The organism is Pseudomonas sp. RL_105y_Pfl2_101, from assembly GCF_963970585.1.
GTDB lineage: Bacteria > Pseudomonadota > Gammaproteobacteria > Pseudomonadales > Pseudomonadaceae > Aquipseudomonas.
In genome coordinates this window covers 30672-44060 of sequence record NZ_CAXAPG010000012.1, presented here as the reverse complement: position 1 = coordinate 44060, position 13389 = coordinate 30672, and the positions used below count along the sequence as shown (strand labels likewise).

Sequence of the window (13389 nt, the reverse complement as noted above, 5' to 3'; positions counted from 1 at the left end):
GGATAACCCTTAGAAGTTGTCAGTGGAGGTGAAAACGCCGACCCGGAGGCCTTCGGCGGTGTAGATCTCGCGACCATCCACGGCAACCGAACCATCGGCAATGGCCATGTTCAGCTTGCCCTTGAGGACGCGTTTGATATGAATGTTATAGGTGATTTTCTTGGCCGTCGGCAGGACCTGACCAAAGAACTTCACTTCGCCCGAGCCCAGGGCGCGACCTCGACCCGGCAGGCCTTGCCAGCCGAGGAAGAAACCGACCAGTTGCCACATGGCGTCCAAGCCCAGGCAGCCCGGCATGACCGGGTCACCTTCGAAGTGGCAGGCGAAGAACCACAGGTCCGGAGTGATATCCAGTTCGGCGACCAATTCACCTTTGCCGTACTTGCCACCCTCTTCGCTGATATGGGTGATGCGATCCACCATCAGCATGTTCGGGGCGGGCAGTTGCGCGTTACCTGGGCCGAACAGCTCACCGCGACTGCAGCGCAGTAGATCTTCCCGGGTAAAGGCGTTTTGTTTGGTCATGCGAGCTCCTCAATAGTCCCATGCGGCAGGGTGGGGCAAATCTTCCCGGCCGATCGAAGCGTTCACGCCTCGAATCGACAGCTTACTCATAGACTATTGCGTTGTAGTGAAAGTCACAGCACACGGGAAATGAATGTACACCTGTGCACTGAAATTTTTATTCAAGCCCCAATAGAGGCTTGTTCGGATGCCTAAGACTGCCGCACTTTCGCCTTTCACGCCAGTCACAGATGGTCCAGTGACCTGTTCTAACTCGCCCAGCGCTGCAGAATCTGCTGTAGGTCGTTCCTTTTGAACGGCTTGGCCAGGTAATCGTTCATGCCCGCCGCGAGGCAGGCTTCGCGGTCACCCTGCAACGCGTTGGCCGTCAGGGCGATGATCGGTACCTCGCCGCAACCCGGCAACTGACGGATCTGCCGCGTGGCTTCGTAGCCATCAAGGATGGGCAAGCGGCAATCCATGAGGATCACTTCGAAAATCAGGCTTTCGGCGCTGCGTACGGCCTGGGCGCCATCGGTGGCGACGCTGACGGTGAAGCCCAGGCTGCGCAGCATGGCTTCGACCACCGTCTGGTTGACCGGATTGTCTTCCACCAGCAGTACATTACGGCCTTCACCATCGCCGTTGCCAACGGGCAGCCGCGGCGCCCGGGTCGGTGGTGTCTGGCGCGACAGGGCCAGCGGGATCTCGAGGGTGAACACTGAGCCCTGGTCTTCTTCGCTTTGGGCCCGCAGCGTCCCACCCATGCGCTCGGCCAGGGTGCGGGCGATCGGCAGGCCCAGGCCGGTACCGCCGTAGCGCCGGGAGATCGAATTGTCGGCCTGCTGGAAGGCGTCGAACATGCGCTCCAGGCTCTCGGCCGGGATTCCGATGCCACTGTCGCGCACCGTGCAGGTGAACCACAGCAGTTCGTGGTCCAGGGCCTGCCACTGGCATTGCACGGTGACACGGCCTTGCTCGGTGAATTTCAGTGCATTGCCGATCAGGTTCACCAGGATCTGCCGTATCCGCGTTGGATCGCCCTGGACCTGCAAGGCCAGCATGTCGTCCGGCAGCATCAGGTCCAGGCCCAGCTTGCGCTGCGCGGCGCTGTGCTGGAACGACTGCGCGCAACTGCTCACCAGCTCTGCCAGGTTGAACGGGATGTGCTCCAGCTCCAGGGCCGAGCGTTCGATGCGCGAGAAGTCGAGGATGTCGTTGATCACCTTCAGCAGGTGTTCGGTGGATTCCGACGCCAGCGCCGTGTACTCGTGCTGCTCGTCCGTCATACGGGTGGTTTCCAACAACTGCAGCATGCCCAGTACGCCGTTCATGGGCGTGCGCAGTTCATGACTCATCATCGCCAGGAACTCGGACTTGGCGCTGTTGGCTTTTTCCGCTTCTTCGCGGGTCTTGATCAACTGCGCTATGGCCTGGTGCTGTTCGCGGCTGGCTTGCCCCAAGCCATCGGCCAGGTTGTTGATGTGCCGCGACAAGGCCCCCAACTCGGTGTCATCGACGATGGGCAGGGGGGTGCTGTAGTCGCCTTGCTGGATGGCCTTGACCGCGTTGCCGATGTCGCGGATTGGTCGGGACAGGTTGCTCGCCAGCCGGCGCGCCACCAGGAAGGTGAACAGCAGGGCGAACAGCGCCAGGATCGCCGCCTTGAACAGAATCTCTTGTTGCCGCTGACTGAACGCGTCACTGGACATGCCGACGATCACGCGGCCCAGGTAATCTTCGCCGGAGGCCTCCGCGGATGTGCTGTTGCCCTGCAGGAAATCATTGTTCAGGGCGATGCGCTGCAGGCGTACTGGGGCCTGGAAGACTTCGACCTGCTGGGCACGGCTGCGGGTTTGCTCGGGTTGTTCGACGTACACCAGGACCTTGTCGGTGCTGTCCTGGACCTCCAGGAAGCGCACGTGTGGGGTCGCCAGGGTGGCGGCGAGCAGGCTTTCCAATACTTCGTTGTTGCCGGAAATCACCCCGTACTCCGTGGCAGGGGCCAGTTGGTTGGCGATCAGTTGCCCGGTGTGATTGAGTTCCTGGCGCAAGTCCTGGATCCGCACGAAGGTAAAGAAACTGATCAGCAGCACGGTCAGCAACAACGCTGGGCCGAGGGCGATGAGCTGGGTACGGGTGTTGATGTCCCAACGGCGACGCAAGGTCATGGGCGGTGTTCTCCTTCGGCCAACGTTGCCGCGACGGATTCGGCGTCAATCGGTTCGATCCCCAGTGAGCGGGAGACCTGCCGGTTGCCCAGGACCTTGAAACGGTCCGGATACAGCGTGCGTGGCCAGGTCGTGGCGGGGCGGTCGAGCAACTCGTCGAGAATCGCCAGCCAGTCTTGTTGGTCGCTATAGGTGCTGGCCAGGCTGCCAGCCTTGACGAATGCGGCGCTAGGCCCGATCAGGGCGCGTTGCCGGGCGTAGCTGCTGAGCAAAAGGTTCTTCACGGTCTTGGGGTTGTACAAGTCGGGGTCATCGAGACCCAGCAGCACGTCGCTCTGGCCCAGCAGGTTTCGTAGGGGGCGGCTGTCGCGGGTGTCGTCCCAGCGTTTGCTGACAATGGTCAGGCCCAACGGTGCCGCGGCCTGTTGAATGTCCCTGAGCAGGAATTCACTGTGGGTGTCGTAAAGCACGCCGACCCGGCGCACTTGCGGCAGGATGGCGCGGATCAGCCGCAATTGCCGCGCCATCGGTGGATCGCTCCACAGTAGGCTCAGTCGCGCGGGCGTCGCCTCGCCCAGGCGATCGCGGGCTTGCTGGCGGCTGATGCGCAGTACCAGGGTGGCTGGGCCCTGGGGGTCTTTCAGGCGCCACTCCAGGCTGGGCAGGTCAAGCAGGACCAGGCGGGTATTGCTTGGCAACTTGTCTGGCGCTGGCAGGTTGGCCACTGGCGTAAACCGCACACTGTCTTCCGGGCGCAGGGTTTTCAGGGCCTGGGTGAAAGATTGCACACCGGGGCTGTCCTCGGCGCCGGTCAGCAGGATATCGGCGGCCCGGGCCTCGATGGTTGCCAGCCAAGCGGCAAACACCAGGCATAGGGCCAGCGTCAGGCGGCCATGAAATGGCGTCTTGCGGGGTGGGCGTCGGGACATCTAGAAAGACAACTCCGCGCTGAAGTACACGACATGGCGGGAGTCGTAGCGGTTATCGATAAAGGTGGTGGGCTGGTTGTCCAGGCGCTGCTGCAGGACACCCGCCAGTTCCAGGCTGGCCTTGCCCAAGGGAATGCGCCGGGCGAGGCGGGTGTCCACCCGTTCGTAGCGATAGCCATTGAGGGCGTCGGCGGCGTAATAGAACAGCGCACTGTTCCAGCCTTGGCCCCAGTCCCGTAGCCAGCCGGCCGAACCGCTGTTGCGGGCGGTCAGTTGTTCGTCGAGGGGATTGCTGGCCTGGGCGTCGACATAGGCATAGGTCAGGCGTAGGCGGTCGGCGCGGGTGATGCGCCAGTCGAACTGGGTTTCAGCCCCGGAAAATTGCGATTCGTTGCTGTTGCTGGCGATGTACTGATTGTTGCGCAACGGTTCGCTGATCATGCCGGTGATTTCGTCATGAAACAGTTTTACGTCGACCGCCAGCCCCAAGTCCACGAAATAACCGTTGTAGCCCAGTTCCCGGGAGCGCATGTGCTCTTGTTCCAAATTGCCCGGGCCACGGGTCTGGACGAAGTAACGGGCACTGCTCTGGCCGAAGGCAGGGGGGTGCAGGTTGGTGACCTGATAGCTCCAGTTGACGTTGTTCTCGAACATGTCCGGGGAGCGCACGGCTTCGGAGTACACCGCCCGCAGGCCGTGGCGCGGGGTGATCAGGTAGTTGACCGCGACCCGTGGGGTCAGCGAGCTGCCGGTCAGGCGGGTGTCTTCGAACATCGCGCCGCCCTGCAGCAACCAATGCTCGGTGGCCCGCCATTCGAGCTGGCCGAACAGACGCCAGGTGGTGTCGTCCAGGGTGCCATTGAAATAAGTCTCCGAGTCGGCCCGGTCATAGCGATAGTTGGCGCCGGTGACCAGTCGCAGGCCGTCGGACAGGCTCAGGGTGTCCTGGATCTCCAGGTCGTAGCGCGATTCCCGGGCGCTCTGGTTGATATCGCCGCACAGGGTTTGCGAGGCGCCGTTGCGCCACTGGTCGAGCACCTGATTGGCCAACGCCTGTTCCTGCGGCGTGCCGGCTGGCGCGCCGCTGCTGACGTAGCTGGGGATATTGCGTGCCAGCTTCTCGGCATAGTTGGGGTTGAGCTGCCACAGGTCGGTCAGTTGCGGGCTGAAAGATACCTCGGCGTCGCAGGCGCGCCAGGTCTGCTGGCGATCCCAGTGCTGGATCGAGCCCTGTACATAAAGACTGTGGTTGGGGTCCAGGTCCAGGTTCCAGCGCAGCGAGCCGGCGTAGTCCTTGGCGATGACGTCAGAATTGTCGCCAGCGGCTGTAATCCCAGCGAACACTGGGTGGTAGGTGTAAGGCCGCTGATTGGTTCCGTCCTTGGCGTTCAGTTGCCAGTCGATGCTCTGGCGCTCGTCCAGGGTCTGGCTGACGGACAGGTTGAAGCGGTTCAGGCGACGGCTGTCGCGGTAATCGGCGCCGTTGCGGTCGCTGTCAAAGCCATCGTCTTCCTGGCCGGACAGCGACAGCCGCAGGTCGCCACCGTCCCAGCCGCTGCCCTGGCTGGCGTACCAGTCGCTGACGCCGCGCTGGCCACGGGTGATTTTCAGCCGGGTGCCGTGGCTGTCGGCCGGGGTTCGGGTGATGATGTTGACCACCGCCATCAGCGCGTTGGCGCCGTAGCTGACGGTGTTGGGACCGCGGAAGACTTCGATCCGCTCGATGTCTTCCATGGCCACCGGAATATCGCTCCAGTCCACCGTGGCCAGGCCGGCGCGGTATACCGAGCGGCCGTCGATCAGCACTTGCATGCGGCGGGCTTCGCTGGCGTTGGTGCCATGGTAGTTCACGGCAGCCTGGTTGCCGCTGATGTTGCCGACCATCATGCCCGGCACCAAGCGTAGCAGTTCGCTGATATCGCGGGCGCCGCTGGCCTTGATCAACTCGCTGTCGAGCACGGTCATGCTGCCTGGCACTGCCGCGGGTGATTGCTTGAGGCGCGTGGCCGTCAGCACTTGGGGCATGGGCTGGCTGTCCACGAACAGGTCGGCGCCCAGCACTGACGGACTGATGATCAGTGCCAATAGCAGGGACGAAACTGGACGGGAAGGGCCAACGAACACGGTACAGCCTTTGAGAATGGGTGAATGACGGGCATGTTAACCGAGCTGAACGACTTTTCCATTCGCGTTGACAGCATTTTCCTAGGAATTGATGGTCAGCTTCCTACAGCAGGAGGTAATTGTTGCCGGGGCTGGTCGTGCTCTGGCCGCTCCGTATAATGCCCCGCATTGCCACTTGGTATGGATGAACGGATTGCATATGACTGAACAGCGCCCGATTGCGGTCCTGGGAGGCGGGAGTTTCGGCACCGCCGTGGCTAACCTGCTGGCCGAGAATGGTCACCCGGTGCGCCAGTGGATGCGTGACCCGGAGCAGGCCGAGGCCATCCGGGTCAACCGCGAGAACCCACGTTACCTCAAGGGCATCAAGATCCGCCCGGAAGTGGAACCGGTGACTGACTTGCAGGCAACTCTGGAGGGCAGCGACCTGTTCTTCGTCGCCTTGCCGTCCAGCGCCTTGCGTTCGGTGCTGGCGCCCTACGCAGAATGCCTCAGCGGCAAGCTGTTGGTGAGCCTGACCAAGGGCATCGAAGCCCAGACGTTCAAGCTGATGAGCGAGATTCTCGAAGAGATTGCGCCCAAGGCCCGGATCGGTGTGATCTCCGGGCCGAACCTGGCACGGGAGATCGCCGAGCACGCGCTGACCGCCACCGTGGTCGCCAGCGAAGACGAAGAACTCTGCCAGCGGGTCCAGGCGGCACTGCATGGCCGCACCTTTCGGGTCTACGCCAGTGCCGACCGTTTCGGTGTGGAGCTGGGCGGGGCGTTGAAGAACGTCTATGCCATCATCGCCGGCATGGCGGTGGCGCTGGGTATGGGCGAGAACACCAAGAGCATGCTGATCACCCGCGCACTGGCGGAAATGACCCGCTTTGCCGTCAGCCAGGGCGCCAATCCGATGACCTTCCTGGGGTTGGCCGGCGTGGGCGACCTGATCGTCACCTGTTCCTCACCCAAGAGCCGCAACTACCAGGTCGGTTTTGCCCTCGGCCAAGGCTTGAGCCTCGACGAGGCCGTGTCGCGTCTGGGTGAAGTGGCCGAAGGGGTCAATACTCTCAAGGTGCTCAAGGCCAAGTCCCAGGAGGCAGGGGTGTACATGCCGCTGGTCGCTGGGCTGCACGCAATCCTGTTCGAAGGGCGCACGCTTGAACAGGTGATCGAGCTGTTGATGCGTGGCGAACCGAAGACCGACGTCGATTTCATTTCCATCAGCGGTTTCAACTGAACCTTTATTGACCGCAAGCAGGAGCGAGCCATGAACGATCCGCAAGGGCAACCCCAATACGAATCCATCCTGCTGCGTGTGCTGTGGATGGTGATTTACCTGCTGGTCTGGCAGGTGGCGCAATTCATCCTCGGCGCCGTGGTGCTGGTGCAGTTGATCTATCGGCTGATTTACGGCGCACCCAGTGCCAGCCTGATGAATTTCGGCGATAGCCTGAGCCAGTTCCTGGCCCAGATTGGCCGTTTCGGCACCTTTCACAGCGATCAGAAACCCTGGCCGTTCGCTGATTGGCCGACCCCGCGCACGCCTGAAGGTGAAGCACCTCACACCGTGGCGCCGGCCCCGCATCCTGCTCGGGACGAGGAGCCGAAGCTATGAAATTGTGGGTGTTGCGTCATGGTGAGGCTGAGCCGTACGGCGCCCGTCCCGATCCGGAGCGCGCCCTGACGGCTCACGGTCGCGAGGAAGTGTTGCGCAGTGCCGCGCAGTTGATCGGCCAGCCCCTGACCGCCATTTACGCCAGTCCCTATCTGCGCGCCCAGCAGACCGCGCAACTGGTGCGCGAAGCGCTGGGTTTTCAGCCTGAGTTGATCACGGTGAACTGGCTCACACCAGACACCCGGCCACAAAAAATCCTGGAGCGCCTAGAGGATCAGGACAATGTGCTGTTGGTCAGCCATAACCCTTTGGTGGGCAGCCTGCTGGGCCTTCTGCAACACGGCCACCTGCAACACTCCGAGCACGTGCAAACCGCCGGCCTGGCCGAGCTGGAAGGCGATATGCCGCTGGCCGGGGCGATGAAGCTCAAGCGTCTGTAATACCTGATTCACCCCGGCGTCTGCCTCGCGGGCAAGCCTTGCTCCCACGGTGCTGTGCAGGGTTGAATGCAAAAAAAACCGAAAAGGAAGGGCTACGATGAGTCTGTGGCGCACCATCCCCAACATCGAACAACTGAACGCCGCCGGTAAAAACACCATCAGCGAAGTGCTGGACATTCGTTTCGAGTCTTTCGACGACGAATCCCTGACCGCCAGCATGGTGGTGGATCATCGCACTCACCAGCCGTTCGGCCTGCTGCATGGCGGTGCCTCGGTGGTACTGGCCGAAACGGTCGGGTCCATGGCGGCCTATCTCTGTGTCGATGCCAGCAAGTTCTATTGCGTGGGCTTGGAGATCAACGCCAACCATCTGCGCGGCGTGCGCAGCGGACGGGTAACCGCCACGGCCCGTATGGTCCACTTGGGTCGCACCACCCAGGTCTGGGACATCCGCCTGGTCAATGACGAGGGCAAGGTCAACTGCGTGTCGCGCCTGACCATGGCCGTGGTGCCGCTGGGCGAGCAACCGCCGGCGCGTTGAGGCGGGGTTAACCCCGGCCCCTGTGGCGAGGGGATTCTCTGTGGGAGCAAGGCTCCTCGCCACACGGGGCAGTGCTTACCGCTTGATCGCCCCATAGCCCAAGCCCGACTGTCATCATTCCTGTCAGTTACGGTCATTGCCGTGCCGTCGGGTTCTGCGGACAATCTGTCCCAGTTCCCCCAATGGATCGGCTGTCATGTCGCAACAGATTTTTTTCGCCCACGCCAACGGTTTTCCCTCGGCCACCTACGGCAAGCTGTTCGCCGCGCTGGCGCCGCAGTATCAGGTCGCGCATCTGGAGTTGCACGGTCATGACCCGCGTTTCCCGGTGGACGATAACTGGCACAACCTGGTGGACGAACTGATCCATCACCTGGAGCAGCAACCGGCGCCGGTGTGGGGCGTCGGTCACTCCTTGGGCGGCGTGCTGCACCTGCACGCGGCGTTGCGCTGCCCCGAGCTGTACCGTGGCGTGGTCATGCTCGATTCGCCGGTGCTGACCCGTACCGACCAGTGGGTGATCCTGGCCGCCAAGCGCCTGGGGTTCATCGACCGCTTGACGCCTGCGGGTCGGACCCTGGGACGGCGTGAGGAGTTCGCTGACCTGGCGTCGGCCCGGCAGTATTTTGCCGGCAAGACGCTGTTCCGCAGCTTTGACCCGGAATGCTTCGACGCCTACCTGCAACACGGCCTGCAACAAGTGGGCGACCGGCTGCGGCTGCGCTTCGACCCAGCCACCGAAATCAGCATTTACCGCGGCGTGCCGCACACCAGTCCCGGGCGTCCGCGCAAGCTCAAGGTGCCGCTGGCGGTGGTGCGTGGTCGGCAGAGCCGCGTGGTGATGCGTCATCACACCCGTTCGGTGGGGCGTATGCTCCATGGCGAATCCCTGAGCATGCCCGGCGGCCATATGTTCCCCCTCGAACGTCCGCAGGACACGGCCAACCTGCTCAAGAACCTGTTCCAGCGTTGGGAAGGGCGCAGCGCATGAGTGTGGTCGAGGAGGTCCGCCTGAGCCTGCCTCACATCGAACTGGCGGCCCACCTGTTCGGGCCTGAAGACGGGCTGCCGGTGATTGCCCTGCATGGTTGGTTGGACAACGCCAACAGCTTCGCCCGTCTGGCGCCCAAGCTCGAGGGCCTGCGAGTGATTGCCCTGGACATGGCCGGCCATGGTCACTCGGGGCATCGGCCGCCCGGTGCCGGTTATGCCCTCTGGGACTACGCCCTCGATGTGCTGCAAGTCGCCGAACAACTGGGCTTGAAGCGTTTTGCCCTGTTGGGACATTCCATGGGTGCCATTGTGTCGTTGGTGCTGGCGGGCTCCCTGCCGGAGCGGGTGACGCACCTGGGGTTGATCGATGGGGTGATTCCTCCGACGGCCAAAGGTGGTAACGCCGCCGAACGCATGGGCATGGCCCTGCAAGCCCAGTTGGATCTGCAGCAAAAACGCAAGCCGGTCTACAAAACCCTCGAACGGGCCATCGAAGCACGGATGAAGGGGCTGGTGGCGGTCAGTCGCGAGGCCGCAGAGTTGCTGGCCCAGCGCGGCCTGATGCCGGTGCCCGGGGGTTATACCTGGCGCACCGACAACCGCCTGACCTTGCCATCGCCTTTGCGCCTGACCGATGCACAGGCCATGGCGTTCGTGGCGCGGGTCGGTTGTCCGGCGCATCTGGTGGTGGCGGCCGACGGCATGCTTGCCCAACACCCAGAGTTGCTGGAGCGTCTACCCTTCAGTCATGAGCAGTTACCCGGTGGCCATCATCTACACCTGAACGACGAGATCGGTGCCGCGCTTGTAGCAGACTGTTTCAATCGGTTCTTCACCGCTCCTTGACTTGCGGCGGGCAACTGTCGAGGCTGGGCGGGTTGAAAGGGAGACAACCATGACAGACCTCCGTTTACCAGTTCCGCGGTGCATCGACGATGCCCGTGGCATCCAAATGTCCCAGGCCAAGCCTATCCGATGAAATTATTCGTTCGCTCACTCGTCCTGCTGGTGCTGGCCTGCTTCAGCCCGGCGTCGTTCGCCGTCGATGTGCCGGGCAGTCGCGACCTGGAGCGTGTGCCGCGCATGCCCGATGCGCAGATTGTCGATTACCGGCAAACCCGCGACCTGGAACGCGTCTACCCCATGGGCTCGATCCGCAAGATCAGCGGCCAGCTGCGCTTCGACGGCCAGGTCGATGCCCGTGGAAACGTCACCGCTGTCACCTACGAACTTCCGCCGGAACATTCCGCCACCCAGGCTTTTACCGCGGCTCGCGAAGCGCTGCAGAAACAGGGCGCCGAGTTGTTGTTCTGGTGCCAGGCCCGAGATTGCGGCGAAAGCAGCCTGTGGGCCAACGAAGTCTTCGGCAACGCCAAGCTCTATGGTGCCGACAAGGGCCAGGCTTTCTTGTTGCTGCGCCTGGCGCCTCCGGCGGACAACACCGTGATTGCGCTGTATGCCATCACCCGTGGCAATCGCAAGGCCTACCTGCATGTCGAGCAGTTCGAGGCGAACGCAGCGCTGGGAGACTTGCTGCCGACATCGGCCACGCTGCTGCGCCAGCTCAAGGACACTGGGGTCCTGGACTTGCCACGTCTTGCCGGTGAACCAGGCGACACCTGGGTACGTCTATTGTCACGGGCGCTGAACCTGGACACGGGCTTGCGGGTCAGTATCGCCGGCCCCCAGGCCGAGGATTGGCTTGCGGCGCTGGCGGGCCAGGGCGTCCGGGCGGCACGCATGGAGGCCGCCCGCGAAGAGGCGGTGGGGCTGCACCTGGAGTTGCTGCGCTAAGCTGTTTCGGGGCAGCGGGTTTCACGCCGTTGCCTCGCTCCTGTTCATTTTTCGAGACCTTACATGCTCAATAACGATCGGCTGTTGGTGCAGATCCTGCTCCTGGTGTTGTTCGGCGCGAGCTTCTGGGTCATGGCGCCGTTCTGGTCGGCTATGTTCTGGGGCGCGGTGCTGGCTTTCGCCAGTTGGCCGCTGATGCGCCTGCTGACCCGCTGGGTCAATGGTCGCGAATCCCTGGCGGCAGCGTTGCTGACGATGGGCTGGATGCTGCTGGTGGCGGTGCCTCTGGTGTGGCTGGGGTTCAATCTGGCCGACCATGTACGCGATGCCACGGCGTTCATCAAGGATGTACAGGTCGACGGCTTGCCCGAAGCGCCCGACTGGCTGGCCGGCGTGCCGCTGGTGGGCGGGCGACTGGTCGGCATCTGGAACAGCATCGACCAGCAGGGTGCGGCAATGATGGTGTCCATCAAGCCGTACCTGGGGCAAGTCGGCAACTGGCTGTTGGCGCGCAGTGCGCAGATTGGCGGCGGCATTCTCGAGCTGACCCTGAGTATCGTGTTCGTGTTCTTCTTCTATCGTGACGGCCCGCGCCTGGCGGTGTTCGTCCACGGGTTGCTGGAGCGTCTGATCGGCGACCGCGCCGGTTACTACATCGAACTGGTGGCCGGTACGGTGCAACGGGTGGTCAACGGCGTGATTGGCACCGCGGCGGCCCAGGCCGTACTGGCACTGATCGGCTTCCTGATCGCCGGGGTGCCTGGGGCGCTGGTACTGGGTATCGTCACGTTCCTGTTGAGCCTGATCCCCATGGGGCCACCCCTGGTGTGGATTCCCGCCACGGCGTGGCTGGTGTGGAAGGGTGAGTACGGGATGGCGGTGTTCCTCGGCATCTGGGGTACGTTCATCATCAGCGGCGTGGACAACGTGCTCAAGCCCTACCTGATCAGCCGCGGCGGAAACCTGCCCTTGGTCATCGTGCTGCTGGGGGTGTTCGGCGGGTTGATCGCCTTCGGTTTCATCGGCCTGTTCATCGGCCCGACCCTGCTGGCGGTGGCGTATAGCCTGTTGACGGACTGGAGCAAGAGCCAGGCTCGATAGTTTGCATGCCGCGCTGCTGCGCAGCAGCGGTGTAACAGCCATGTAGGAACGTTGTAGGAGCGTTGTAGGAGCTGTCGAGTACAACGAGGCTGCGATCTTTCCCCTAACACTTAAATCTCAAGCAAAAGATCAAAAGATCAAAAGATCAAAAGATCAAAAGATCAAAAGATCGTAGCCTTCGGCAGCTCCTACAGGTGCAGCCCCGGTGAGTCAGGTCGCCAAAGTTGTCGCTCAGGCTAACCAGGATGCCGTCGTCGCTTTTTGCGACAGTGCGCAGCTCAACTCTTCCTGATTGACCGGGCCGTCGCTGTCACTGTCGAGTTTGCTCGCGATAGCGGTCTGTCAGGCACATCAAGCTGGGCTGATACACCGCCATCGCGAGCAAGCTCGCACACAGGGGGACACTAGAGACAACCCACCCCCTGGTGTTTCTTCCAGGGTCAATTGCCCGCCCAGGCGCTCGGTCGCTTCCCGGGCGATGGTCATCCCCAGGCCGACGCCGCCGGAGTTCCGGTTGCGCGAGCCTTCCAGGCGAAAGAACGGCTCGAACACCGCCTCGCGTTTGTCCGCCGAAATACCGGGGCCGTGGTCGATGACTCGAATCATCACCTGCTTATGCAGCGCTTCACTGGTGCGCTGTTCGTGCAAGTAGGTGAGGGTGGCATCGATCATGTCGTCCAGGTCCTGGTGCATCTGGCCTTGCAGCTTGATGTCATCGATCTGCTCCAGGCCCAGCTTGAGCCGCGAAAGCGGCGTGCACAGGTCATGGGACACCGCGCCGAGCATGCGCGAACGCTACTGCACCTGCTCGCGAATCCGCTTTTGCATCACGTCGAACTGCTCGGCCTGCATTGCCTGGCGCATGGCCGCACCGTCGGTCACGGCGCTGGCCCGTATGCTGAAGCGGGCCAGGTAATTGATCAGCAGTTGCGGGTGCTCCAGCGCTTGTCATCGCTGGGCACTTTTTGAACGTCAGAATTTGCAACAGGGGTGTTCTGCATGGATGCATGCATCTGCCAGGTAGGCTGCCAAACGCAAAGAAGGCGGCGAGGTTGGGCCCTCAGCACAGGCGTCGTGCCGCGAGGGGACGGGGTGCGGTGGCGGACGGTAGCGTGTCGATGTGTTGTACGCATGTCATGAGTGTATCGGCTTCGACACAAAGGTCGGTATCGTCCATGCTGCGAGGGGG

13 protein-coding genes and 2 pseudogenes are annotated in these 13389 nt (G+C 62.7%); 9 read left to right on the top strand and 6 right to left on the bottom strand.

Annotated elements, in window-relative coordinates; genetic code table 11:
• Positions 1 to 9: 9 nt before the first annotated feature.
• From fabA to AACY31_RS15305, 4 genes are all read right to left on the bottom strand, one after another.
• Positions 10 to 525 (bottom strand): 3-hydroxyacyl-[acyl-carrier-protein] dehydratase FabA, encoded by a 516-nt coding sequence (fabA, locus tag AACY31_RS15320; protein ID WP_003204400.1) that lies wholly within the window; start codon positions 523 to 525, stop codon positions 10 to 12.
• Positions 526 to 773: 248 nt separating this feature from the next.
• Entirely contained in the window at positions 774 to 2675 is a 1902-nt protein-coding gene (locus AACY31_RS15315; RefSeq protein WP_339480647.1) for an ATP-binding protein, read from the bottom strand.
• Positions 2672 to 3604 carry an ABC transporter substrate-binding protein gene (locus tag AACY31_RS15310; RefSeq protein ID WP_339480649.1) on the bottom strand — a complete coding sequence of 311 codons (933 nt, stop codon included), beginning with the start codon at positions 3602 to 3604 and terminating at the stop codon, positions 2672 to 2674. The genes AACY31_RS15315 and AACY31_RS15310 overlap by 4 nt, the downstream gene beginning before the upstream one ends.
• Positions 3605 to 5728 carry a TonB-dependent receptor plug domain-containing protein gene (locus AACY31_RS15305; protein ID WP_339480651.1) on the bottom strand — a complete coding sequence of 708 codons (2124 nt, stop codon included), beginning with the start codon at positions 5726 to 5728 and terminating at the stop codon, positions 3605 to 3607.
• A 199-nt stretch (positions 5729 to 5927) separates the two neighbouring features.
• Between AACY31_RS15305 and AACY31_RS15300 the strand changes: the two genes are divergently transcribed.
• From AACY31_RS15300 to AACY31_RS15265, 8 genes are all read left to right on the top strand, one after another.
• Complete coding sequence (locus AACY31_RS15300; RefSeq protein ID WP_339480652.1) at positions 5928 to 6953, top strand: NAD(P)H-dependent glycerol-3-phosphate dehydrogenase; 1026 nt, start codon at positions 5928 to 5930, stop codon at positions 6951 to 6953.
• Between the two features lie 30 nt (positions 6954 to 6983).
• Complete coding sequence (locus tag AACY31_RS15295; RefSeq protein WP_003204392.1) at positions 6984 to 7331, top strand: DUF4389 domain-containing protein; 348 nt, start codon at positions 6984 to 6986, stop codon at positions 7329 to 7331.
• Positions 7328 to 7771, top strand: a complete 444-nt coding sequence (gene sixA / locus AACY31_RS15290; protein WP_339480655.1) for a phosphohistidine phosphatase SixA — start codon at positions 7328 to 7330, stop codon at positions 7769 to 7771. Before AACY31_RS15295 ends, sixA begins: the two co-directional genes overlap by 4 nt.
• Positions 7772 to 7868: 97 nt before the next feature.
• Entirely contained in the window at positions 7869 to 8312 is a 444-nt protein-coding gene (locus tag AACY31_RS15285; protein ID WP_339480658.1) for a hotdog fold thioesterase, read from the top strand.
• A gap of 196 nt (positions 8313 to 8508) precedes the next feature.
• The gene (locus AACY31_RS15280) at positions 8509 to 9303 is read left to right on the top strand and encodes an alpha/beta fold hydrolase (RefSeq protein ID WP_339480660.1); all 795 of its coding nucleotides are present in this window, start codon (positions 8509 to 8511) and stop codon (positions 9301 to 9303) included.
• Positions 9300 to 10151 (top strand): alpha/beta hydrolase, encoded by an 852-nt coding sequence (locus tag AACY31_RS15275; protein WP_339480661.1) that lies wholly within the window; start codon positions 9300 to 9302, stop codon positions 10149 to 10151. Before AACY31_RS15280 ends, AACY31_RS15275 begins: the two co-directional genes overlap by 4 nt.
• Before the next feature lie 129 nt (positions 10152 to 10280).
• Positions 10281 to 11099 carry a DUF4892 domain-containing protein gene (locus tag AACY31_RS15270; protein ID WP_339480662.1) on the top strand — a complete coding sequence of 273 codons (819 nt, stop codon included), beginning with the start codon at positions 10281 to 10283 and terminating at the stop codon, positions 11097 to 11099.
• Between the two features lie 63 nt (positions 11100 to 11162).
• Positions 11163 to 12200: an AI-2E family transporter gene (locus AACY31_RS15265; protein ID WP_339480664.1), complete on the top strand. Its 1038-nt coding sequence runs from the start codon at positions 11163 to 11165 to the stop codon at positions 12198 to 12200.
• A gap of 211 nt (positions 12201 to 12411) precedes the next feature.
• Here AACY31_RS15265 and AACY31_RS28930 read toward each other — a convergent pair.
• Positions 12412 to 12527, bottom strand: a pseudogene (locus tag AACY31_RS28930) (histidine kinase); the annotation flags it as partial.
• A 24-nt stretch (positions 12528 to 12551) separates the two neighbouring features.
• Positions 12552 to 13061 (bottom strand): annotated as a pseudogene (locus AACY31_RS15260) (ATP-binding protein); the annotation flags it as partial.
• Between AACY31_RS15260 and AACY31_RS28925 the strand changes: the two are divergent.
• Positions 13023 to 13169 (top strand): hypothetical protein, encoded by a 147-nt coding sequence (locus AACY31_RS28925; RefSeq protein WP_339480759.1) that lies wholly within the window; start codon positions 13023 to 13025, stop codon positions 13167 to 13169. The pseudogene AACY31_RS15260 and the gene AACY31_RS28925 overlap by 39 nt on opposite strands.
• The last annotated feature ends 220 nt before the right edge of the window (positions 13170 to 13389 follow it).

Excerpts from the sequence above, each read along its gene's own strand:
- fabA (WP_003204400.1), bottom strand. The coding sequence starts at position 525 with ATGACCAAACAAAACGCCTTTACCCGGGAAGATCTACTGCGCTGCAGT.
- AACY31_RS15315 (WP_339480647.1), bottom strand. The coding sequence starts at position 2,675 with ATGACCTTGCGTCGCCGTTGGGACATCAACACCCGTACCCAGCTCATC.
- AACY31_RS15310 (WP_339480649.1), bottom strand. The coding sequence starts at position 3,604 with ATGTCCCGACGCCCACCCCGCAAGACGCCATTTCATGGCCGCCTGACG.
- AACY31_RS15300 (WP_339480652.1), top strand. The coding sequence starts at position 5,928 with ATGACTGAACAGCGCCCGATTGCGGTCCTGGGAGGCGGGAGTTTCGGC.
- AACY31_RS15295 (WP_003204392.1), top strand. The coding sequence starts at position 6,984 with ATGAACGATCCGCAAGGGCAACCCCAATACGAATCCATCCTGCTGCGT.
- sixA (WP_339480655.1), top strand. The coding sequence starts at position 7,328 with ATGAAATTGTGGGTGTTGCGTCATGGTGAGGCTGAGCCGTACGGCGCC.
- AACY31_RS15285 (WP_339480658.1), top strand. The coding sequence starts at position 7,869 with ATGAGTCTGTGGCGCACCATCCCCAACATCGAACAACTGAACGCCGCC.
- AACY31_RS15280 (WP_339480660.1), top strand. The coding sequence starts at position 8,509 with ATGTCGCAACAGATTTTTTTCGCCCACGCCAACGGTTTTCCCTCGGCC.
- AACY31_RS15275 (WP_339480661.1), top strand. The coding sequence starts at position 9,300 with ATGAGTGTGGTCGAGGAGGTCCGCCTGAGCCTGCCTCACATCGAACTG.
- AACY31_RS15270 (WP_339480662.1), top strand. The coding sequence starts at position 10,281 with ATGAAATTATTCGTTCGCTCACTCGTCCTGCTGGTGCTGGCCTGCTTC.
- AACY31_RS15265 (WP_339480664.1), top strand. The coding sequence starts at position 11,163 with ATGCTCAATAACGATCGGCTGTTGGTGCAGATCCTGCTCCTGGTGTTG.